Source organism: Actinacidiphila rubida, assembly GCF_900110255.1.
GTDB classification, from domain to species: Bacteria; Actinomycetota; Actinomycetes; order Streptomycetales; family Streptomycetaceae; genus Actinacidiphila; species Actinacidiphila rubida.
In genome coordinates this window covers 39,979-63,590 of sequence record NZ_FODD01000025.1, presented here as the reverse complement: position 1 = coordinate 63,590, position 23,612 = coordinate 39,979, and the positions used below count along the sequence as shown (strand labels likewise).

The 23,612-nt window shown below is 72.2% G+C and carries 12 protein-coding genes and 1 tRNA gene; 7 read left to right on the top strand and 6 right to left on the bottom strand.

The annotated features are described in order from the left end of the window. Window positions 1–830 precede the first annotated feature (830 nt). On the top strand, window positions 831–9,443 hold the full coding sequence (locus tag BMW99_RS24340) for a DNRLRE domain-containing protein (protein ID WP_079138539.1): 8,613 nt from the start codon (window positions 831–833) through the stop codon (window positions 9,441–9,443). 18 nt (window positions 9,444–9,461) lie between these two features. Then, window positions 9,462–10,067, top strand: a complete 606-nt coding sequence (locus tag BMW99_RS42925) for an SMI1/KNR4 family protein (RefSeq protein WP_069464333.1) — start codon at window positions 9,462–9,464, stop codon at window positions 10,065–10,067. 253 nt (window positions 10,068–10,320) lie between these two features. On the opposite strand, the gene BMW99_RS24325 is transcribed toward BMW99_RS42925, so the two are convergent. Both BMW99_RS24325 and BMW99_RS24320 read right to left on the bottom strand, forming a co-directional pair. After that, window positions 10,321–10,986 carry a response regulator gene (locus BMW99_RS24325; RefSeq protein WP_075017561.1) on the bottom strand — a complete coding sequence of 222 codons (666 nt, stop codon included), beginning with the start codon at window positions 10,984–10,986 and terminating at the stop codon, window positions 10,321–10,323. Window positions 10,987–11,063: 77 nt separating this feature from the next. Further along, a complete protein-coding gene (locus BMW99_RS24320) occupies window positions 11,064–12,386 on the bottom strand; it encodes a sensor histidine kinase (RefSeq protein WP_245791602.1) in 1,323 nt (440 codons plus the stop codon). A gap of 209 nt (window positions 12,387–12,595) precedes the next feature. On the opposite strand from BMW99_RS24320, the gene BMW99_RS24315 reads away from it, so the two are divergent. Both BMW99_RS24315 and BMW99_RS24310 read left to right on the top strand, forming a co-directional pair. Then, window positions 12,596–13,285, top strand: a complete 690-nt coding sequence (locus tag BMW99_RS24315; RefSeq protein WP_218108480.1) for an ABC transporter ATP-binding protein — start codon at window positions 12,596–12,598, stop codon at window positions 13,283–13,285. Continuing rightward, window positions 13,282–15,654, top strand: coding sequence for an ABC transporter permease (locus BMW99_RS24310; protein ID WP_069466064.1), 2,373 nt, complete (start codon window positions 13,282–13,284; stop codon window positions 15,652–15,654). The genes BMW99_RS24315 and BMW99_RS24310 overlap by 4 nt, the downstream gene beginning before the upstream one ends. A 71-nt stretch (window positions 15,655–15,725) precedes the next feature. On the opposite strand, the gene BMW99_RS24305 is transcribed toward BMW99_RS24310, so the two are convergent. The 3 genes from BMW99_RS24305 to BMW99_RS24295 form a co-directional block, all read right to left on the bottom strand. After that, entirely contained in the window at window positions 15,726–16,841 is a 1,116-nt protein-coding gene (locus tag BMW99_RS24305) for an acyl-CoA dehydrogenase family protein (protein ID WP_075017535.1), read from the bottom strand. Next, complete coding sequence (locus tag BMW99_RS24300) at window positions 16,838–18,037, bottom strand: acyl-CoA dehydrogenase family protein (protein ID WP_069464943.1); 1,200 nt, start codon at window positions 18,035–18,037, stop codon at window positions 16,838–16,840. Before BMW99_RS24300 ends, BMW99_RS24305 begins: the two co-directional genes overlap by 4 nt. Window positions 18,038–18,945: 908 nt before the next feature. Then, window positions 18,946–20,190, bottom strand: a complete 1,245-nt coding sequence (locus tag BMW99_RS24295; RefSeq protein ID WP_075017534.1) for a serine/threonine-protein kinase — start codon at window positions 20,188–20,190, stop codon at window positions 18,946–18,948. Window positions 20,191–20,422: 232 nt separating this feature from the next. Here BMW99_RS24295 and BMW99_RS24290 point away from each other — a divergent pair, with 232 nt between their 5' ends. From BMW99_RS24290 to BMW99_RS24280, 3 genes are all read left to right on the top strand, one after another. Further along, on the top strand, window positions 20,423–20,656 hold the full coding sequence (locus BMW99_RS24290) for a hypothetical protein (protein WP_075017533.1): 234 nt from the start codon (window positions 20,423–20,425) through the stop codon (window positions 20,654–20,656). 905 nt (window positions 20,657–21,561) lie between these two features. Beyond that, window positions 21,562–23,067, top strand: coding sequence for a phosphotransferase (locus tag BMW99_RS43125; protein ID WP_407640315.1), 1,506 nt, complete (start codon window positions 21,562–21,564; stop codon window positions 23,065–23,067). A gap of 32 nt (window positions 23,068–23,099) precedes the next feature. Then, complete coding sequence (locus BMW99_RS24280) at window positions 23,100–23,414, top strand: TFIIB-type zinc ribbon-containing protein (RefSeq protein WP_069467553.1); 315 nt, start codon at window positions 23,100–23,102, stop codon at window positions 23,412–23,414. A gap of 129 nt (window positions 23,415–23,543) precedes the next feature. Here BMW99_RS24280 and BMW99_RS24275 read toward each other — a convergent pair. After that, a tRNA-Val gene (locus BMW99_RS24275) sits at window positions 23,544–23,612 on the bottom strand.

The window sequence follows — 23,612 nt, the reverse complement described above, 5'->3', positions numbered from 1 at the left end:
TGGAGATGCGGGGTGTGTCGAAGTCGGGACGCAGGCCAGTCGGTTGACCCACGTGGCCACTCCCGCGGTGACGTTAGGGAACGGAGTCCTTCGAGCGTCCTGGATCCGTCCTAGTGCGTGTCCGCGGAGCTTTTCGCCGCGGCGTCGGCGGCCGGCGATCTGGTCGTCGCGTTCGGGGATGGTGCAGGCGATCCCGCGTGAGCGCAGGTAGGCCCGGATCGCGCGGGAGGAGTAGCGCTTGTCGGCCAGGAGCCGGTACCGCTCGGGCAGATCCCGCCACGCGGCCCGGTCGACAGCTTCGCACGAGGCCGGCCGGCTCTCGTATATACCCGCTCGAAGTGTTCTCCGACACTGGGTTACTGAGGGGCGTTCACTCCTGTTGTCAGGAATGCGGGTTGCCTGAAACGGAAGGAATCATTTCGTGGCGTATGTCCTGATGGAAGGTCAAGCTTAGGTAATAGTTGCCTGGTTGACGGTCGCCGACCGCTGTGGATCATGAGTCGTATATGCCACCAAGTCAGGCATTTCTTGTGACGCTGTGTGGCTCCTGTGCCCGATTTGGTGGCTGTTCGGTCTAGGTGTGCATGTGGTTGACCATGGGATCGCAAAATCGTTGAATCCTCGCTTGGTCGAGCACCCGCGCCCCCACCGCGAGTGTTCCAGGCTGTGTGACGCCTTTTCGCCACCGGCGTAGCTTGATTGTGGGGTGGGTTCGCATGGCCTGGTTCCGGCTGCCTTTTTCGCTGGTCGAAATCAGGAGACTGGTTATGCGGGCACGATGGATCAGACGGCTTGCCACAGCAGTGGCGACCGGATCTGTCCTCACATCCATGGCTTACGTTCCGGCGGTGGCCGCCGAGCCCGCGAAGGCGGGCTCAGGCTCGGCCCCGCCGGGCATGTCGCACGAGCATCACGTGCCGGATCCGGTGAACGGTCCGGCGGGGGCGATCGCGGACCGGCAGAAGCTGCCGCCGGGGAAGAAGGCGGCTCCGGCTCGCCGGGTGCGGGAGTTGACGGGCCGGCGTACGTCGTCGGCGCGGTACTGGCAGATGTCGGACGGTACGACGCAGGCCGAGGTGTCGGCGGTGCCGCTGTCGTACCGGTCGGGATCGTCGTGGCAGGCGATCGACACCGCGGTGGGTGCCTCGTCGCGCAAGGACTTCCGGCTGGCGAACACGACCAACCTCGCGAAGACCTACTTCGGCGGCGGCGACGGCCAGTTGGTGCGGTTCGAGGCGGACGCCTCGCACGCGGTGTCCTTGCGTCTGGAGGGCGCGGCTGCCGGGGTGAAGCCGACGGCGAAGGGTGACTCGGTCACCTTCGCTGGGGTGCTGCCGGGGGTGGACGCGGCCTACACGGTGGGCCGCGGGGTGGTGAAGGAGAACCTGGTCCTGGCCCACGCGCCGTCCGGGCCGGTGTCGTTCACGTTCGACCTGGACGCGCAGGGCCTGACGCCGAAGCAGCGGGAGGACGGGTCGATCGCGCTGTACGGCGGGGACGAGACGGGCCGGCCGCGGATGGTGATCCCGGCCGCGGTGATGTTCCAGGCCCCGGCGAACAGCGACTCCGCTGTGGCGGACCTGACGCACGGCGCGGTGGCGCAGAAGCTGGTCCGCCACGGCTCGTCCTGGCAGATCCTCCTGACGCCGGATGCCACGTGGCTTGCGGCGCCGGGGCGCCGGTTCCCGGTGTCGGTGGACCCGACGATCGTGCTGGCGCCGACGCCGTCGACGTCGCAGGACGTGATGGTCGACTCGACACAGCCCACCACGAACCTCAACGGCACGTGGCAGCTGGGGGTCGGCACCACCGCGTCGGGCACACTGCGGTCGCTGCTGAAGTTCCCGCTGACCGGGATCCCGGCGAACACGAAGATCACCTCCGCGCAACTGGGCGTGTACTACAACCAGGTCCACACCTCGAACACCAACAGCGTGGTCATCGAGGCGCACCGGGCGACCGGCGCATGGGACGCCACCACCGCGACATGGAACAGCGCGAGCGCCCTGTCCGGTGAACTGTCGGGCACCACGGTCCAGTTGGACGACGGCGACGCGGGTACGGCGGCGAAGGGCGCATGGCCGTACTCCGGCAACACCGCGTACACGCAGTACGCGGTGAACGGCGACTACGCGTACAACAAGGACGCGGTCGCGGGGGACACCTACACGTGGCAGCCGACCGTTGCGGCGGCGGGCAACTACCGGGTGGACGTGCACTCGATCCCGGCGTCGGACCGGGCGACGAACGCGCCGTACACGGTGACGTACAACGGCGGCACGTACAACGGCACGGTCGACCAGTCCGCGGGCACGGGCGGCGTGTGGAAGTCGCTGAACAACGGCACCGCGCTGCCGTTCGCGGCCGGTACCGCCGGCAAGGTCGTGCTGGGTGACGGGCCGGCGTCGGCGACGACGGCGGTCATCGCGGACGCGGTGCGTCTGGTGGAACCGGGCACGACGCTGACGAAGGCCGCCGGTTCGTACGACCAGTGGCACAACTTCGCGGTCACCGACACGGTCCAGAAGTGGCTCAACGGCACCGCGAACAACGGGTTCGTGCTGCAGGCGGCCGACGAGGCCACCCTCGGCCAGGGCGGCCCGCTGTACGAGGCGTCGGAGTTCGGGTACGGCGGCGAGACCGCGACCTACCCGAAGCTCACGATCACCTACGGCACCCCGGGTGTCGCCGTGAACCCGCCGACGACCATCCACGCCACCGGCGCGGAACTGTCGTGGCCCGCTTACACCAACACCACAGGCAACAGCGCCAACGACCTGGCCGAGTACCAGGTGCACCGGTCGGTGTTCCAGGGCTTCAGCCCCTCGGCCGCGACACTCGTGGCTCCGGTGGCGGCGGGGACGACGTCCTTCACCGACACCACGGCGGTGCCGACGGCGGCCGACGCCACGGACCCGTTCCATGCCGTGTACTACGAGGTCGCGGTGAAGACCAAGGGCGGCCAGGTCGTCGGCGGCCCAGTCCAGTTGGTGGAGCTGCCGAAGGCCGGGCAGACCTCGCAGATCATCCAGGCCGGGCAGACCGACACCACGCTGTCCTCGCTGCAGCCGACCACGGCGCACGACACGATCGCCTCGGACGGGGTGAACCAGAAGTGGCTGTCGGTGGGCAACAACTCGGGCACCTACGGCACGACTCGCGCGGTGCTGAAGTTCCCCACCACATCACTCCCCTCGACGGCGCGGGTGATCAGCGCGCAGATGCAGGCGTGGTCGACCATCACCACCAACACCGGCGGCGGCTCGGCGACCTACGAACTCCACCCGCTGACCCGGGACTTCGACGAGGCGACGGGCACCTGGAACAACGCCACCTCCACCACGCCGTGGACGAAGGCCGGTGGTGACTACTCCGCCACGGTGTCCGACACCGTGGCCGGCGTCACCAACGACCCGGTGCGGCACTGGTGGGATGCCACGTCCCTGACGCAGGGCTGGATCGCCACGCCCACCTCGAACCACGGTGTGCTGATCAAGGCCGTCAACGAGTCGACCACTTCGGGTGCGCAGGAGCGCACGATCTTCGCGTCCTCGGAGACCTCGGAGGCGCAGCTGCGGCCGCAGCTCGACGTGACCTACGTGGACGCCACCACGGACTCCACGTACTACGCGCCGGCCACGCCGCAGCGGATGACGCCGGGCACGGCCTACAACGTCGACGTCACACTCACCAACACCACCAACGCGGTGTGGTCCGCGGCGAGCGAGGTGCTGTCGTACCGGTGGACGCTGCCGGACGGCACGGACGTCACCAACGGCGGCAACCAGATCCAGACCGCGCTGCCGCAGGACCTGTCCCCGGGCGAGACGGTGACGATCCACGCCCAGGTCAAGGCGCCCACCAACGCCGACTCGGGCAACCCGACGAACGCGCGGACCGCGTACACGCTGACCTGGGACGCGTACAACAAGGCCACCAGCACCTGGAATTCGGCGTCCGGCGGCGTCGCGGGCCTGACGCAGGCCGAGACCATCGAGGACCCGACCTCCGACACCATCGGCCTGGAGAAGTTCTACTCCTACGCGGGCAAGAACACCGGTGCCGGCTCGACCGTCATGAACAACCTCGCCTCCGGCAACGCGGTCTGGTCCTACAACGCGTTCACCAACCCCGGCCGCGGCCTGGGCACGTTCGTGCGGTTCGCCTACAACTCCCTGGACACCTCCGACACCGTGATGGGACCTGGCTGGTCACCGCAGGCCTCCGCACCGGTGCGTCTCGGCGCGGCGCTGGACTTCCACCCCAACCCCAACCCGACCACCGTCACCCTCGTCGACGGTGACGGCACGTCGTCCGTCTTCACCAGGCAGGCCGACGGCACGTTCAAGGCACCGGCCGGCGTGCACTACCTGCTCGCCCCGAAGCCCGGAGCCGACTGCACGCCGAACAAGGACGACACCCCGGACGCCTGGTCCATGACGCAGCCGGACGGCACCCGGTACTTCTACGACTGCGACGGCTACACCACGTCGATCGTGGACAAGAACGGCAACACCGAGACGTTCACGTACGCCACGCGCAAGTCCAACAACAAGCCGGTGAAGTTCCTGCAGTACATCACCGACCCGGGCGGCCGGCAGACGCTGACCCTCACCTATTACACCAAGGGTGACGCGTACTCCTACGTCGACGACAGCGGCACGGTGCAGTCCGGCACCAACCTCACCAACCCCAAGATCATCGACCACCTCGCTTCGATGACCGCGCTCGGTGACGGCACCAACCCGGCGCGCAAGGTCACGTTCCTGTACACCACGCAGGGCCTGATGGCCCAGCTCACCGACGGCGCGGGGTCGTCCCAGCCGAAGGTGTTCGGCTTCACCTACGACGCCACGCAGGGCACCAAGAACGTCAAGCTGGTCACGATCACCGACCCGCGCGGCCACGCCACCCAGCTCGCCTACAACGCGCCCAAGACCGGTGACGACCCCACGTACCACTGGTGGACCAAGACGATCACCGACCGGCTCACCAGCGGCACGGGCTTCACCTACGCCGCGGACACCGGCACCCCGTCGTTCACCGACACCACCGTCACCGACGCCCTGCAGAACGCGTCGACGACCGTCACCGACGACTTCGGCCGCCCGGTGCAGATGACCAACGCCAAGTCGCAGGTCACCAAGATGTCCTGGGACGCGGACAACAACGTGATCCAGCAGGTCGAGGACAACGGCGCCACCACCAAGTGGACGTACGACCCGAAGACCGGCTACCCGCTCACCGCACAGGACGCGGAGGCCGTCAAGAACGGCTGGCCGGCGACCGTCTACACCTACCAGACCCGCCTCGACGGCTACAGCGCCGACCTGCACACCAAGACCTCACCCGAGGGCCGCGCGTGGTTGTTCGGCTACGACACGTTCGGCAACCTGACCTCGGTCACCGACCCCAAGGGCGTCTCGACCGCCACGGCCGGGGACTACACCACCACCTACACCTACGACGCCAACGGCCAGTTGCAGACGGTCACCGACGCGAACCAGCACGCCACCACCTACAGCGGGTTCGACCCCAACGGCTACCCGAAGACCACCACCGGCCCGGCGCCGTACAACAAGCCCGTCGTCACCGCCTACGACCCGCTCGGCCAGGTGCTGTCGGTCACCAACCAACTCGGCCACACCCTGACGCAAACCTACGACGTCTACGGACGCCCGCTGGTGAAGAAGGTCCCCGAGGACCAGGCGAACGGCGTCTACGTCACCACCCCTGCGCCGGTCTACGACAGTAACGACAACGTCACCCAGGCAACTGCCCCCAACGGCGCGGCGTCCACTGCGGTCTACGACAACGCCGACGAGATCACCTCGGCCACCGCGCCCAAGGACCACGCCGCCGACCCCGACCGCACCACCACGTACACCTACGACGCGATCGGCGAGCTCAAGACAACCACCGAGCCCAAGGGCACCCTGACCACCACGGATGCGACGGACTACGTCACCACCGAGACGTACGACGCCATCGGCGAACTCACCGATGTCACCAGTGCCAATGGTGACAAGGTCAGTTACCAGTACGACAACGTCGGCAATGCCACCGTGGTTGTCGACCCGGTCAAGAACGCCACCGCCGACACCACCGACTACACCACGAAGACGGCGTTCGACCTCGATCACCGCCCGTACCAAGCCACCGATGCGGCCGGGAAGGTCACCAGGACCGGCTACGACAAGGACGGGTTGAAGACCACCACGACCGACGCGGACAACAACACCACGACATCGTTCTACGACGAACGCGGCAAGGTGTCCCAGGTCCAGGCTCCCTACCAGGGCACGGCCGGCTCGCCGACCTATCGCACCACGAGCTACGCGTACGACCAGGTCGGCAACACCACCAAGGTCATCTCCCCGCGGGCCAATGCGGCGGGCAGCACAACGGCCTTCGTCTCTCAGACGGTCTACGACGAGCTGAACCGGCCCAAGGAGACCATCGCTCCCTACGACCCGGCCGACCCGACCTACAACAAGCCCGTATCCACCTACACCTCCTATGACGACGCAGGCCAGGTCACCAAGACCTCCCAACCGCCGTCCAGCGGACAGACGGTCCGCAACGACACCACCTACACGTACTACGACAACGGCCTGCCCAAGACCTCCACCGACCCGTGGGCCATCACCACTACCTACGGCTACGACGAGCTGGGCAACCAGACGGCCCGCACGCTGACGTCCGCCGGCGGCTCCTCGTCGCGGACCATGGGCTGGTCGTACTATCCCGACGGCTCGCTGGCCTCCCGTACCGACGACGGCGTGCCGGTCGGCCTGCAGGTCGTACTGGCCGACAACTCCGACACCCAGAACACCTCGTCCACCGGCACCTGGACGACCGCGTCGACGAGTGACCCGACCACCGAGCAGGGGTACGACTACCGCACCCATGCCACGGGCACCGGCACGGACGCCTTCACCTGGCAGCTGAACGTGCCCGAGGACGGCACGTACACCATGTACGCCCGCTACCCGCAGGTCAGCGGCGCCTCCACGGCAGCTGTCTACACCCTGCACCACGACGACGGCACCACCTCGACCAGCACCGTCGACCAGACGAAGAACACCGGCACCTGGGTCTCGCTCGGTTCGGCCGCCTTCAAGCAGGGCAACTCCTCGTCGCTCTCGCTGGCGCAGAACGCCGGCGGCACGGTCTCCGCCGACGCGGTGAAGCTGGTCCGCGACAACACCGCCGACACCGACAACGAGAAGCACGCCTTCACCTACACCTACGACCCCAACGGCAACCTCACCCAGATCGGCGACTCCTCGCCGGGGACGGCCGTCGACACCTACGGCGTGAACTACAACGGCATCAACGAGGTCGCCAAGGTCACCGAGTCGGCCGGCGGCACGGAGAAGACCCACACGTCCTACACCTACGACCCCGACGGCCAGCCTGCGACCGTCGACCATCCCGGCCAGTATTCGGCGTACACCTACGACCTGCGCGAACTGGTCCAGACGGTCAAGGTCGGCGACTCTGCAACCGACGCGTCGCCGAAGACCACCGCGTACACGTACACCAGCCGTGCCCAGGAGTTGCGGCAGACCAAGGCCAACGGCAACACGCTCGACACCACCTACTGGCCGTCCGGCGAGGTGCACACCACGACCGAGAAGACCTCGGCCGGCACGCTCGTCGACAGCCACACGCTGACCTGGGACGCCGACGGCAGCAAGGCCGAAGACGTCGCGAGCAAGCAGAACGCCGACAACCACGCCGCGTACCTGAACTCCACGACCGACTACACCTACGACCCGGCAGACCGGCTCGCGAAGTCGGTCAAGACCGGAAACGGCGCGACGACCGAGACGTACGTCCACGACGACAACGCCAACGTCATCTCGCAGACCGTCCAGGGCACCGCGACGACCTACACCTACGACCGCAACCGGCTGCTGTCGTCCGCGTCCGCCGGCACCAGCGCCTCCTACAACTACGACCCGTACGGACGCCTGGACACCGTCACCGCGGCCGGCGCCGTCATCGAGCGCAACACCTACGACGGCTTCGACCACGTGGTGAAGAACACCAAGCTCGGCACTGGGGGCACCTCCAGTACCACGAACTTCACCTTCGACCCGCTGGACCGCACCACCTCGGAGACTGCCGACGGCAAGACGACCGACTACGCCTACCTCGGTCTGTCGGGCCAGGTCCTGGACGAGACGGTGGCCGGCCAGCTCACCAAGTCCTACCAGTACTCGCCGTGGGGCGAGCGGCTCTCCCAGATCAGCCACAACACCGACGGAACGACCGCGGACAGCTTCTACGGCTACAACAGCCACAGCGATGTCGAGAACCTGACCGACGACACCGGCCAGACCAAGGCCACCTACGGCTACACCGCCTACGGAAGCAACGACGGCACTGAGTTCACCGGCATCGACAAGCCCGACACCAGCGACCCCACCAAGCAGCCGTACAACGCCTACCGGTTCAACGCGAAACGCTGGGACCAGTCATCCGGCACCTACGACATGGGCTTCCGGAACTACGACCCCGGCCTGAACACCTTCACCACCAGGGACATGTACAACGGCGCGCTTGCCGACATGAAGCTGTCGACCAACCCGCTCACCGGCAACCGCTACGCCTTCGCCGGCGGCAACCCCACCACCAACATCGAATATGACGGGCACTTCGCCGGCATCGACGACCTGTTCGAAGCCGCCGCCGCCGCCGTCGTCCTGGTCGGTCTCACGTCCTACTACGTGGCGAACGGCAAGGACCTGCAGACTGCCGTAGGCGACTCCGTCGACTCGATCACCAACAGCATCAACGACTTCATCGCCGGCCAGCCCGACGACGAATCGGACACACACCCCACTCCCGATCCCAGTCCGGGGCCCGCGCCCCGGCCGCCAGGGCCGCTGGGTACCGACAACCCGTCCCCCTCCACCTGCCTGAACAACCCGGCTCCCGGCTCTCAGCCGAATGCCCAGAACGGAGGTTGGGCATACTACGCACCCACCGGATACGGAGGCCGATCCGAGGGCGCCATCGTCTGTGCGACGAAGACGAACTCGAAGTACAACTCGGCAAGTGAACCGTCCGGTATGGCCTCCGCTCAATCGACTGCGGCCTTGTACGGTGGCGTGGTCAACAGCTGTCACCTGGCGCCATCGGTCCTGGGCGGCAGTGGAAGGAAGGCGAACGTCGCCGCCTGCTGGCGCCAGACCAACTACGGGGCGGGCAACAGCATGCGGTCATTCGAGCAGCAGGCCCAAAAGGCAGTGAAAGCGAAGATGGCCGTCGAGTATCTCGCCATGCCGGTCTACTCCAGCAGGACGAGTACGATCCCCATCGGGTTCCAGCTCAGTTACCTGGCCCAGAGCCTGACGGGGGGCCCAAGCACGAGCAATTCGGTCTACGTGCCGAACGACGCGAACAGCACGTTGCCCAACCTCGGTAACTAGCCCTTCAGGAGCAGTGCAGTGTCACATCAGTTGGACCGGCTGACCAGGCTGCTACCGCCGCCCCAGGCGGCCGTGGCGGGGCCGCCGTGGCAGCATTCGAGGACTGAGGTCGGGTTCGATTTCCCTTCGGACTACCGGGCCTTCGTGGACCGGTATGGAGGGGGCCAGATCGGCACGCCTGGCTCGTTGAGGTGTTTCGTCTACGGCCCTTCTTCCCTATCAGCCAGGCCCGGCATGCCGACCGGTTTCAAGGGCTTCGTCGAGTGGCACGTCTCGGACATCGCTCCGATGTTCGAGGGATGCGACGAGGACTACTGGGGCGGCACCGTCTATCCCATGTATCCCGAACCCGGCGGCCTTCTGACTTGGGGCGAGAACGAGCAGGGAGACCTCTTCTGGTGGCTGACCGAGGGGGACGACCCTGACAGGTGGCCGATCGTCATGTGGGCCCGAGGACCCGCCACCACCTTCCGCTTCGACTCCGGAATGGTCGGACTTCTCGTCTCCATGCTCAGCGGCGACTTCCCCAGCCCTGACTGGGTGCAGTCTCCGCACGTCCGCTGGACCCTGACATCGGACTGGCTCTCCCGCGGCCTGAACGTCACGGCCGGCCCAGCGCTGTAGTCCTACCTGCCTGCAGCGTTTCCAGTAAAGGCGAGCGCCGCGACTCAACCTCCACCCACCACCGTTACTGCCGAAGACGAGACGGCAGGACCTGGTGGGTGGAGGGAGCGGGCGGTTGCGCTGACCGAGCTTCTTCGCACCGTGCTCAAGGCCCTGCCCGATCGGTCCGTCCACGCCGTCATCACCGACCCGCCGTACAGCAGCGGCTGGCGCGCGGCCGCGGCCGTCGCGTTCTACGCCGTCGCGCACCCGGTCAGCGGGCCGGCTCGGCCCCCGGCGTGACCAGGCCCGTCTCGTAGGCCACCACGACGGCCTGGGCCCGGTCGCGCAGGTTCAGCTTCGACAGGATCCGCGCCACATGGGTCTTCACCGTCGCCTCGCTGAGCCCGAACCGGGCGGCCAGCTCCGCGTTGCTCAGCCCGGTCGCGAGCAGCTCGAGCACCTCCAGCTCGCGCGGGGTGAGCGCGGCCAGGTCGCGGTGCAGGGCCTCGGCGCCGCCGTCGCGCGCCGCGAACCGCTCCACGAGGCGCCGGGTGATCGCCGGCGCCAGCAGCGCGTCCCCGGCCCGCACCATGCGCACCGCGGCCACCAGGTACTCCGGCGTGACGTCCTTGAGCAGGAAGCCGCTCGCACCGGCGGCCAGCGCCGCGTACACGTACTGGTCGAGGTCGAACGTGGTGAGGATGACGATCCGCGGGTCTCCCGGCGCGCCGGTCAGGATGCGGCGGGTGGCCTCCAGCCCGTCCAGGCCCGGCATCCGGATGTCCATCAGCACCACGTCGGGCCGGCAGCGGCGGACCGCGGCCACCGCCTGCTCGCCGTCCGCGGCCTCCGCCGCGACCTCGATGCCGTCGGCCGCGAGGATCATCCGGAACCCGGTGCGGACCAGCGCCTGGTCGTCGGCGATCACCACCCGCAGGCGCGTCCCCGGCCCGGCGCCCGTGACGTCCCCAGCAGCGCCTGCCGCACCGTCGCCGCCCCCCTGAAGCTGCCCGCTCACACGCCCCCCACCGGGATCACGGCCCTGACCCGATAACCGCCGGTGATCCGCCGGCCGGCCTCGAGGGTCCCACCATAGACCGCGAGCCGTTCCCGCAGCCCGATCAGGCCGCGGGCGTTGCCGGTCGCCGCGGCCGGCGAGCGCTCGCCGCCGGTGTCCGCCACCTCGATGCGCAGCTCCTCCGGCAGATGCCGCACGGTGATCGTCACCGACGCGCCCACCGCGTGCTTCACGGTGTTGGTCAGCGCCTCCTGCACCACCCGGTAGGCGGCCAGGTCCACCCCCGGCGGCAGCGCCGCGGCCGTGCCCTCCACCACCAGCTCCACCGGCACGCCGGTGTCCCGTATCCGCCCGGCCAGCACCCCCACCTGGTCCAACCCCGGCTGCGGCGCCAGGTCGACGTCGTCCGTCATCGTCAACAGGCCCATCACGTGCCGGAGTTCGGACAGCGCCGCGCGCCCGCCCGCCTCCACCGCGAGCAGCGCCTCCTTGGCCTGGTCCGGTGCGCTGTCCATGACCTTGCGCGCGGCGCCGGCCTGGACGGTCATCATGCTGACGTTGTGGGTGACGACGTCGTGCAACTCCCGTGCGATCCGCGCCCGTTCCTCCTCCACCGCCTGCCGCGTCGCGGCCCGCTGCTCGGACTCCATCACCGCGAACCGCTGCCGCCAGGAGTGGAGGGTGTTGGCGGCGAGGCCCACCGGGACCAGCATGAGGAACGGCACGAACCCGGGCGTGAAGTCCGGCAACGTCCGCTTGTAGAAGCCGATGACGAGGACGGTGGCCACGGCCAGGCACCACGTCAGGGCGCGCCGGTTGCGGCTGTACATCGCCGCGCTGTACGCCGCGACCAGGCAGGACGCGAAGGTGAAGAACGCCGCGTCGTCGCCACCCGTGCCCGGCACCTCACCCAGGTGGTAGACGACGGTCGTGCCGGCCACCAGGCACAGCGCGGTCAGCGGCAGGCGCCGGCGCACCACCAGCGGCGCCGCGGTCAGCACCGCCAGCACCAGCAGCCACCACGGCGGTGTGATGGCCCGCACGTCGAACAGCGGACCCACGGGGGCGGGGATGTGGTGCGGCAGCGGCACCGTCGGGGGACGCGGCGGCACGGGCACGCCAGCCGGCCTGAACGGCGGGGCGAACCCGACCGGTTGCTGGCCCCTGCCCGTCGCGCTCACCGTGCCGGCCGCGAGGAACACCGCGAGCACGGTGTCCGCGGCCCACGCCCAGCGCGTCGGACGCTGCGGGGTGCCGGCCGGCATGCGCAGCACGTCCTGGAGCGCGCGTATCCGCGCGATTGCGTCAGCCCTGTTCACGCGGCCAGTGTGCCAAGGCGCCCGGCCGCACACATCCCTCCGGCGGGCGGCCCGGCCGGCCCGCCTACACCGGCCGCGTACATCCCCAGGATGACGTCCGGCCCGATCCGCCCGCCACGGTACGGCCGTTCGTCACGGCGGGCGACGCGCACGGACCGCTGCCCTCCCTACCTTCGGCACATACCGAGCCGACCGCACAGGAGGACCGTGTGAGCACGCCGATCATCGAGATCCGGGACGTGAGCAAGAGATACGACGAAGGGCCGCCGGCGCTGGCCGACCTGAGCCTGACCGTCGAGCCGGGAGAGGCGCTGGCCGTGCTCGGCCCGTCCGGCAGCGGCAAGTCCACGCTGCTGAACATGATCGCCGGGCTCGACCGGCCGACCGAGGGCGGCGTCACCGTCGCGGGCGTGCGGGTCGACGAGCTGTCCGAGGCCGCGTCCGCCCGCTTCCGCCGCGAACGCGTCGGCATGGTCTTCCAGTTCTTCAACCTGCTGGACGACCTGACGGTCCTGGACAACGTGCTGCTGCCGGCCCAACTCCTGGGCGCCGGACGGGCCGCGGCACGCGCACGCGCCGCGGAACTCCTCGACTACCTGGGCATCGACCGGCACTCCGGCGCCTACCCGGGACGGCTGTCCGGCGGCGAGCGGCAGCGGGTCGCGGTCGCCCGCGCCCTGATGAACCGGCCCGCGCTGCTGCTTGCCGACGAGCCGACCGGCGCCCTCGACACCGCCTCCGGCGCGGAGGTGCGGGAACTGCTGACCGAACTCCACGCCGACGGGCAGACGATCCTGCTCGTCACCCACGACCTGGCGCTCGCCGACTCCTGCGCGAGCCGCACCATCGAACTCGTCGACGGCCGGCTCGCGCGCGACGAGCGGGCGGTCACCCGATGAGCGCCCTCGGCAAGATCGTGCGCGCGGGAGTCGGCAGACGCCGCCTGCAGAGCCTGGTGATGGTCATGACCACGATGACGGCCGTGACCGCCTCGGTCATGGCGGCCGGCCTCGTCGTCGCCTCGCGGGCACCGTTCGACCACACCTTCGGCAAGCAGCACGGGGCGCACCTGACCGCCGCGTTCGACTCCCGCAGGGCGACCGGGTCCCAGGTCGCCGCCACCGCCCACGCGCACGGCGTGAGCGCCGCCGCCGGACCGTTCCCGCTGCTGTCGCTCGCCGTGCGGCCGCAGCCGCCCGCGGGACTCGCGCCGCCACCGGTCGACCCCGTGCTGTCCATCGCCGGACGGGCCGACGCGGCGGGCGGCGTCGACGACCTCACCATCGTGTCCGGGCACTGGATCACCGGCCCGGGCCAGATCGTGATCACCGACGGCTGGGGGCCGTCCGAACTCCTGGGCACCCCCATCCACTTGCCCGGCGTCCCCGGCGACCCGGCGCTGACCGTGGTCGGCACCGCCCGCTCGGCCACCCACACCGCCGACGCCTGGGTGACGCCCCGGCAGATCGCGGCCCTGACCCCGCCCGGCAGCGCGCCGACCTACCAGATGCTCTACCGGTTCACGGAGGCCGGCAGCACCGCGGCGATGACCGCCGACCGGGCCGCCGTGAACGCCGCGGCCCCCGCCGGATCGCTGCGGGGCACCCAGTCCTACCTGGTCACCCGGGACACCGCGAACCGGCAGACGGCCACGTTCGTGCCGTTCGTCATGGCCCTCGGCATCCTCGGCCTGGTCATGTCCGTGCTCATCATCGGGATCGTGGTCAGCGGCGCGGTCAGCGCCGGCACCCGCCGCATCGGCATCCTCAAGTCCCTCGGCTTCACCCCGGCCCAGGTCGGCCGCGCCTACGTCGGGCAGGCGCTCATCCCCGCGTCGGTGGGCACCGCGCTGGGGCTCGTGCTCGGCAACCTCGGCTCGATCCCGCTGCTGTCGCAGGCCGAAGGGGCCTACAACAGCGGGGCGTTGGCGGTCGCCGGCTGGATCGACGTCGCCGTGCCCGCCGCGGTGCTCGCCCTGGTCGTGGCCAGCGCGCTGGCGCCCGCGCTGCGCGCCGGCCGGCTGCACACCGTCGAGGCGCTCGCGATCGGGCGCACCCCGCAGGTGGGCCGCGGGCGGTGGGCCGCGCGGCTGGCGGCCCGGCTGCCGCTGCCGCGGCCGCTCAGCCTGGGCCTGGCCGGGCCGTTCGCCCGGCCCGCGCGTTCCGCCACCATCGCGGCCGCGATCGTGTTCGGCGCCGTCGGCGTCACCTTCGCCTACGGCCTGGGCGCGTCCATCAACGGCGTGCAGCACGGCCTCGACCGCGACTCGCCCGGCCAGGTCCAGGTGGACCCCATGGCGCCGCCCGAGGCCACCGCCGGCGGGGCGCGGCCGACCCCGCGCAAGGAGGCCGACCCCGCGGCCGTCGCCCGCGCCATCGCCGCACAGCCCGGCACCCGGGCCTACTTCTCCAGCGTGTTCACCGACGTGCACTTCCTCGGGGTGTCCGACGCGATCACCGCCATCGCCTACCAGGGCGACTCGTCGTGGGCCTCCTTCCAGATGGTCTCCGGGCGCTGGTTCACCCGGCCCGGCGAGGCCGTCGTCGGGCACCGCTTCCTGCAGGCCACCGCCACCCGCGTCGGCGACGTCGTCACCCTCGAAGGCGACGGGCGCAGCACCCCCGTGCGGATCGTGGGGGAGGCCATGACGACCGGCGACGGCGGCATGCGGGTCCTCACCGACGCGGGCACCCTCGCCCGCGCCGGAGTGACCGTCCGCAGCGGGCAGTTCAGCATCGAGCTGAAGCCCGGCACCGACCGCGCCCGCTACGTCGCCGCCCTCAGCGCCGCGCTGCGCCCGCTGGGCGTCGGCGCGCAGGCCACCACCGGCCGGGTCAGCGCGACGATCGTGGCGATGGACGCCATCACCGCGATCCTCACCCTCATGCTGGTCCTCGTCGCCGGCCTCGGCGTCCTCAACACCGTCGTCCTCGACACCCGCGAACGCGTCCACGACCTCGGGGTGATGAAGGCGCTCGGCATGGCACCCCGGCAGACCGTCGGCATGGTCATCACCTCGGTCGCCGGGATCGGCGCCCTCGCCGGCCTGATCGGGGTGCCGCTCGGCATCGCCCTGCACGACTACGTCGTCCCGAAGATGGGCGACGCCGCGGGGACGCGCATCCCGTCCGTCGACATGTCCGTGTACCACGCCGCGCAGCTCGTGCCGCTCGCCCTCGGCGGACTGCTCATCGCCGTCCTCGGCGCGCTGCTCCCTGCGAGCTGGGCCGCCAGAACCCGCACGGCGACCGCGCTGCGCACCGAGTAGCGCCGCCCCCGAACGCGAACTGCCGCCGCCGCACCGCCTGTTGGCGGTGCGGCGGCGACGCTGGTGACCCGCTAGTGACCCGCGGCCGGGAGGTCGACCAGGTCACCGAGCGCGGCGCGGTGCCGGCCCGGCGTGCCCAGGGCGATCTCGTCGGCCTTCGCCCGCTTCAGGTACAGGTGCAGCGGGTGCTCCCACGTCATGCCGATGCCGCCGTGCAACTGCACGCCCTCCTCGGCCGCGCGCACCGCGACGCCGCTGAGGTACGCCTGCGCCACCCGCACCTCCACGCCCGCCGCCGTCCCGGCCGACGCCAGCGCGTCGGCCGCGGCCCGCGCCGCCGCCCGCGCCGAGACCACCTCCAGCCACAGGTCCGCCAGCCGGTGCTTCAGCGACTGGAAGCCGCCCACCACCCGGCCGAACTGGTGCCGCTGCCCGAGATAGCGCACCGTCTCGTCCAGGCACCACTGCGCGACCCCGAGCTGCTCCGAAGCCAGCAGGCCCGCCCCCGTCAGCAGCGCGGCGTCGAGCGCCGCGGCCGCGTCCCCCGAAGGCAGCAGCCGGCCCGGCGCGCCCTCCAGCCGGACGTCCGCGAGCGGCCGCGTCAGGTCCAGGGACACGAACGGCGCCACCTCCGCGTCGGCCGCCGCCACCTCGTACAGGCCCGGCCCGCCGGGACCCGTCGCCGGGACCACCAGCACACCGGCCGCCGACGCGTCGGCGACGCTGGTGACGGTGCCGCTCAGCCGCCCCGCCGCGTCCGCCCGCACACCGGCGGGGAAGCCCGACCCCGGCGCCGTCGACAGCGGCACGGCCAGCGCCGCCGTCTCCGCACCGGCCGCGAGCCTGCCCAGCAGGCCCGCCACCCCCGCGTCCTCGGTGTCGCAGCCGAGCAGGGCCGACGTCGCCAGCACCGCGCTGCCCAGGAACGGCACCGGCGCGACCGCGCCGCCCAGCTCCTCCAGCACCACCGCCACCTCACGCGCCGACGCGCCCTGGCCGCCCAGCGGTTCGGGCACCAGCAGCCCGGCCAGCCCCAGATCGGCCGCCAGCACCCGCCACAACGCCGGGTCGTACGGCTCCCCGCCCTCCACCCGGCCCAGCACCGCGCCCGGCGGGCAGTGGTCGGCCAGCACCTCGCGGACCGCGGCCCGCAGGTCGTCCTCCACCTCGGAGTACAGCAGGTTCATCGGGGCAGGTCCTTCCAGGCGACGTCCTTGTCGGTACGCGGCTCCGCCGGCAGGCCCAGCACGCGCTCGGCGACGATGTTGCGCAGGATCTCCGAGGTGCCGCCCTCGATCGAGTTCCCCTTGGCCCGCAGGTAGCGGTAGCCGGCGTCCCGCCCGTAGAAGTCGACCTTCTCCGGCCGGACCATCGTCCAGTCCCCGTACCGCAGGCCCTCCTCGCCCAGCAGCTCCACCTCGAAGCCGCTGACCCGCTGGTTGAGCCGCGCGAACGCCAGCTTCAGGCCGCTGCCCTCGGGGCCGGGTGCGCCCACGGCGAGCTGCTGCCGCACCCGTTCGGCCCCCAGCCGCGTCACCTCGGCCTCCACCCACAGGCCCAGCAGCCGGTCGTGCAGCTCCGGTGTCCGCAGCTCCGGCCGCTCCCGCCACGCCGCCGCGACCGAGGCGATCATGCCGCCCTCGCGCGGCAGCGCGGTCCCGCCGATCGCCACCCGCTCGTTCATCAGCGTCGCCTGCGCGACCCGCCAGCCGTCGCCCACCGCACCCAGCCGGTGCGCGTCCGGAATCCGCACCCCGGTCAGGAACACCTCGTTGAACTCGGCCTCACCCGTGATCTGGCGCAGCGGCCGCACCTCGACGCCGGGGTCCGTCATGTCGCACACGAAGTACGTGATGCCCTGGTGCTTCGGCACCTCCGCGTCGGTGCGGGCGATGAGGATCGCCCACCGGGCGTTGTGCGCGCTGGACGTCCAGACCTTCTGGCCGTCCACCACCCACGTCTCCCCGTCCCGCACCGCGCGGGTGCGGAGTCCCGCCAGGTCCGAACCCGCGCCCGGCTCGCTGAACAGCTGGCACCACACCTCCTCGCCGGTCCACAGCGGCCGCAGGAAGCGGCGCTGCTGCTCGGGAGTGCCGTACCGGAGGATCGTGGGCGCGGCCATCCCGAGGCCGATACCGATGCGGCGCGGGTCGTTGTCCGGCGCCCCGGCCGCGGTGAACTCCGCGTCCACGACGGCCTGCAGGCTGCGGGGGGCGCCGAGGCCCCCGAGGCCCTCGGGGAAGTGCACCCACGCGAGGCCGGCGTCGAACCGGGCGCGCAGGAACTCCACGTCCTCCGTCCCCTCCGGCGGGTACGCGGCCAGCACGTCCCGCGCGCGCCGGCGCAGCTCCTCTTCCCCCGCGCGGCTCTCCTCTTGCGGCATACGCCCCGTCCTCCCTCTCCTCCCGGCCCACTCTCTAAGCAAGCGCTTGTTAACCCTACGACCTCACCCCCCCTTTTCCTAGAGGCCCCCGCAACGGGTGGGCCCCCGGGGTGCCAACGGGGTGCCAACGGGGTGCCAACGGGGTGCCCCCGGGGCTTGTCGGCCGCCCACCGGCCGGTGGTGTTCTCGGCATCCGGGGTGCCGCGCGCTGCACGCTGCCGTCTGCCGGTCTCGTTTCGGCTGGTCGCGTTGGGGGCACCTCCCGGCCGAAGGCTGGGGGACCCCGCGCCCCTGGCGGTGCAGGTTCGTGGGTGGGGTCAGGGGCCACTCCGGGTGTGTCTCCTCGAGCTTTGCATGGCGGCTTTTTCCGTCAGGGTGCCCGGGGCCTTGCAAAGCTCTGCGGGGACACACCCGGATCGTCCCCTTCCGGCCCGTCCCCGTCTGCGGGAGGACATTGGCTGTGTCGCATGTCCCCCGCCGCACGGTGGGTGAGCGGGAGGGGGTGGGGAGGAAGTGCTCCCCGCAGCGAAATGTGCGTGGCCCCCGGGTGCGGATGCGTACGAACCCGTATGCACATTTCCGAGGAGACGCTTCCGGAGCGCCCCCGACCCCACGGACAAAGGGCACGCATATCAGGGGCGCGGGGAACTGCGCGAGCAACCACCCACCGGCCGGGACACGGCAACGGCGCCCCGGGGGCACCCCGGAGGCCGAACCCACCCACCGGCCGGTGGACGGCCGACAAGCCCCGGGGGCACCCCGGAGGCCGAACCCACCCACCGGCCGGTGGACGGCCGACAAGCCCCGGGGGCACCCGGATACCGAACCCCACCGGCCGGTGTGCGGCGACGCGCCGCAAGGGGCAACGCCGCAGGGCCCACCCCGCTCCGGGGTAAGGAACGGCCCGGCTAAAAACGATGGCAGCCCTGCAGCGCGGCGATACACACCGCCGCGAGCAGCGTGACCGTCACGAACACGAAGATCCGCTGCCGGATCAGCCGCCGCCGGCGCCCCGCCGGCGTCGACCGCGCCCCGGTCGAGGACCGCGTCCCGGTGGAGGACCGCGAACCGGTGGACGGCCGCGCCGGCGTCCCCGGTGCCGTCCGGGCCGCTCCGCCCCGCGCCCCGGAACCCTGCCGGGGCACCGGCGTCCGCGCCGCCGTGGAACCCCGCGCGCCCGTGGACGACGGCCCGGTCCCGGGGCCCGCGGCCCCACGCTGGGTGCGCTGCTGCGCGTACTCCTCGGCGCGCCGCCCCACCGGCCGTTCCGGCCGCAGCGGCCCGGCCGACTTGGGTACGTCCTCCCGGCGCGGCGCGGGCGCCGCGATGCCGCGCGCCTCGCGCGCCGCGATCTCCCCGAGGCGCTCGGCGAGCTGCGCGGTGCTCGGCCGCTCCGCGGGATCCTTGGCGAGACACGCGTAGACCAGCGGCGCGAGCGCGTCCGGCACGCCGACGAGATCCGGCTCCTCGTGCACCACGCGGTACAGCATGACCTCGGAACTGCCCTGCCCGAAGGGCGAGTCCGCGGTGGCGGCGTACGCCAGCGTCGCGCCGAAGGCGAACACGTCCGTCGCGGGCGTGACCGCCGCGCCCCGCACCTGTTCGGGCGCGAGGAAGCCCGGCGAGCCGACCGCCGTCCCGACGTGGGTGAGCGTGCTCGCCCCCGTCGCCCAGGCGATGCCGAAGTCGATGATGCGCGGGCCCTTGGGCGACAGCAGGATGTTCGACGGCTTGAGGTCGCGGTGGACGACGCCCGCCTCGTGCACCGCCACCAGGCCCTCGGCCAGGGCCGCCCCGATCGACGCGGCCTCCGCGGCCGGGAGCACGCCGTTCTCGGCGACCTTGTCGTGCAGCGAGGGACCCGGCACGTACTGCGTGGCGAACCAGGGCCGTTCGGCCTCCAGGTCGGCCGCGACCAGGCGGGCCGTGCAGCCGCCGCGGATCCGCCGGGCCGCGGAGACCTCGCGGGCGAACCGCGACCTGAACTCCTGGTCCTCGGCGAGCTCGGGCCTGATCACCTTGAGCGCGACGCGCTGCCCGCGCTTGTCCGCCCCCAGGTACACCACGCCCATGCCGCCCGCGCCCAGCCGCCGGTGCAGCCGGAACGCGCCGACGACCCGCGGATCCTCGCGCCGGAGCCGCATCATCGCCATGTCCTGTCCGTCCCCTACCTCCGGTGGTGGGGGAGGCCCCACTCCGCTGACTGGCCGGTCTGCCGCCCACAGCTTACGGACTCCCCTGCCGCCGCGCGGTGACGGCCCGCAGGCGACGGGCCGTGAATTGTCAGTGGCGGGTGGGAATCTGGAGAGTGGGAGCGGGTCCGCGCCGTCGCGCCGGCCCCTCCCTGGCACGCCAACGGACCGTCTGCCGAGGGGGAGTGACGCCGTGAAGGGTGACCGGGTCGAGATAGTGGTGGATGCGGGGGACACCACGCGGACGTACGAGGTGGTGGCGACCAGGGCCGGCCGCCGCGTGGAGACCGCGGTGCGCCGCGGGGTGGTCGAGGTGAGCGAGGTGACGCGGAGCGGCACGGTGGTGCGCACCGCCCGCTTCATGGCCACCCGGGTGCTGGCGCTCGTCGAGCAGCCCGTGCCGCGCGAGGACGGGGAGGCCGGCTGAGCCGGACGGGCCCCTCAGGGGTCTCAGGGATCACCCTGGGGACCTAGGACTCCTCCTCCACCCAGGGGAGTACACGGGGTGTCGTGCGTCATCCTCCGGGAGGCCCGCAAAGCCGTACGACGGGGTGACGACCGGGGCGGCGGCCGCGCCTAATGTTGAGGTCAAGCGGCGGGCGAGAGCACTCGTCCCCCGAGGTCAAGCGTCCGCCGCTCCCACAGACGTCGTTCGCCGCCGGCCTGATGGGGCAGCGACATTCGCCCCAGGCCCGGAAGAGCGGTCCGGGCCGGGGACACACCGGCATCACCCCGTGGGGACGGGGGTTACCGGCGGACGACTGCGGTTGCCCGGGTATCACCTGATACCCGGGCATTACGCTTTTCCCGGCGTGATCGAGCCGGATCTTCCCGCGAGAGGCCGTCCCGGTGCGCCCCGCCCCGCGGGCCACCGGGCGGTACCGAACCCACGCGAGCCCCTCGGCCGGGGGCGGGGGAGCGCACGTGCCTTCAGCAGACCCGACCGCCCCGCGCCCGGCGGACCCCTCGCCGGCGCCCGCCCCCGCGGACGGCGGGGCGCCTGACGGCTCCCCTCGGCAGCCCCCGGGCCCCGCTGCCGACGACGTGCCCGCGCCCGCCGGCACGTCCCCCCAGGCACCGGCGGCCGATGCGGAGGACCGCCCCGCGCACCCGTCCCCGGAGGGCGCTCCGGGCCGTTCCGGCAGCGGTGCCGCCGCATTGGTGCGGGGCCTGGTCGCGATCGCCGCGGCCGCGGATGCCGCTCACCCCGCCGCGCCTCCGCGCCATGAGCCCAGCCGCCCCGCCCCGGACCTTCCGCAGCCCACCGCCCAGGACGCCCCGGCCCGGGCCCGTCAGGCCGAGGACGGCCGGCCCACCCCGGCAGTCCAGGCCGTGTCCCCGCTGAGAGCCGACCCAGCGGTCGAGGGGAGCGCGCTCAGCGCGGCGCCGGCGCGCCCGGCGCCGGAGGACGCGGGCGACGCGTTCCCCGCCGTCCGGGACGGGGCCCCGCCCCCGCGGGACTCCGCCGCCCACGCCCAGGCGGCCGAACAGCGTCCGGGCGGCGCGCTTCCCGCCCAGGGCACCCAGGAACACCGGGCTCCCGGCTCGCCGGGCCCCGACGCGGGCGCCCGCCAGGACGGTGCGCTCCCCGCCCGGCCCACCCATGCGTCGGCCCGCCCGGCCCCACTGCTCAGGGACGGCGTCGTTCCCGCCCGCGAGGGCCACCGGTCGACGCGCCCCGGCCCGCACGGCCCAGGCCCCGGCGAGCGCGAGCACGGCGTGATTCCCGCCTCGGAAGGCCAGGCGCCGGTCCGCCCGGGCGCCCACGGCCCAGGTTCCGGCCCGCAGGATCCAGGTTCCGGCGGCGACCGCTCGGCCGTGGACCGCGGGGACGGCGTGGCTCCCGCCCCGGAGGACCAGGCGTCGGCGCGCCCGATCCCGCAGGCCCCGGGCCCGCACGCTCCCGGTCCCGGCGATCGTCCGGCCGCGGAGCTCAGGGACGGCGTGGCTCCCGCCCCGGAGGGGCGCCGCGGGGACGATTCCGGCGCTCCCGCTCCCGCGCACGACGTCCTCGCCGAGCGCCGCGACGGGACGGTCGTGCGGGTCGGGGGGACGGTCGCCAAGGCGCACGCCGTGGACAGCGTGCCCGAGGACCTCGCGGCGCGGCTCGCGCTGGCCGGCCACCCCCGGCTCCGCGGCATCGTGCTCGCGCCGCGCGCGGTCGGTGCGCAGGTGGGCGGGCGGACGGTGAGCGTGTGGCCGTACGGGGACCCGGTGGACCGGCGGCAGGCGCAGGCCGCGCCCTGGGAGGCGGCCGCCGGACTGCTGGCCCGGCTGCACGCCGTGCCGCTCGCCGCGGTCGGCGGAGCGCTGCCCGAGATGCGCGGCCCGGCCAAGGTCGCGCGGGCGATGGCCAGGCTCGGCGCGCTCCCGGACACCGCCGACGCCGGGACGGTGCGGGCCGCCTGGCGGCGCCTGCCGCCCTGGGCCAGGGGTCAGCAGCCCTACCGCGGCGCGCGGGCGCTGTGCCACGGCGACTGGCACCTCGGCCAGCTGGTCCGGCACCCCGCGCCGGACGGCCCCTGGCAGTTGATCGACGTCGACGACCTCGGCGCCGGGGACCCGGCCTGGGACCTGGCCCGGCCCGCCATGTGGTTCGCGGCCGGACTGCTGCCCGGCGAGGCGTGGGCGCGGTTCCTCGCCGCGTACCGCGCGGAGGGCGGCACCGCGGTGCCCGCGGAGGGCGACCCGTGGCCCCGACTGGACGTGCCCGCGCGGGCGTTGGCGGTTCAGACCGCGGCGATCGCGGTGGCCAAGGCGGCCCGCGACGGCCGGGCCCTGGACCCCGCGGAGTCCGAACTCCTGGGCGCCTGCCGCCGGATCGCGCAACTAGAGTGATCATCCCTTGCGCGCAGGAGGAGTTGATCGCGATGGTGTGCCCGAAGTGCCACGGCCACATGCAGACCTACAACCGCAACGGCGTGCAGATCGAGCAGTGCGGGAACTGCCGGGGCATCTTCCTCGACTACGGCGAGCTCGAGGCGCTGACCCGGCTGGAGGGCTCCTGGCAGCAGCCGGTCCCGCCGCCGCAGGCCTACCCGCCGGCGCCCGGCTACCCCCAGCCGGCCGGGCCGGTCTGGGGCGCCCCGCAGCACGGCCACGGAGGCCACCACGGCGGTCACGGCGGCTACGGGCACGGACACGGCGACCACGGCGGCTTCGTGCACATGCTGTTCTCGTCCTGACCCCGCGGCGGCCGGCCCCGCGGGCCGGCCGCCGCGCACAGGCGCGGCCGTGACGCGACGCACACCGGACCGCACACAACAGCGGAGGGCCGGAAGCTGATCGCTTCCGGCCCTCCGCCGCGGTTCCAGTGGACGATACTGGGATTGAACCAGTGACCTCTTCCGTGTCAGGGAAGCGCTCTCCCGCTGAGCTAATCG

Bases quoted from the DNA above. Each gene is read 5' to 3' on its own strand.
- BMW99_RS24280 (WP_069467553.1), top strand. From the start codon at position 23,100: ATGGTGTGCCCGAAGTGCCACGGCCACATGCAGACCTACAACCGCAAC.
- BMW99_RS24300 (WP_069464943.1), bottom strand. From the start codon at position 18,037: ATGCCGCAAGAGGAGAGCCGCGCGGGGGAAGAGGAGCTGCGCCGGCGC.
- BMW99_RS24305 (WP_075017535.1), bottom strand. From the start codon at position 16,841: ATGAACCTGCTGTACTCCGAGGTGGAGGACGACCTGCGGGCCGCGGTC.
- BMW99_RS24340 (WP_079138539.1), top strand. From the start codon at position 831: ATGGCTTACGTTCCGGCGGTGGCCGCCGAGCCCGCGAAGGCGGGCTCA.
- BMW99_RS24310 (WP_069466064.1), top strand. From the start codon at position 13,282: ATGAGCGCCCTCGGCAAGATCGTGCGCGCGGGAGTCGGCAGACGCCGC.
- BMW99_RS24295 (WP_075017534.1), bottom strand. From the start codon at position 20,190: ATGGCGATGATGCGGCTCCGGCGCGAGGATCCGCGGGTCGTCGGCGCG.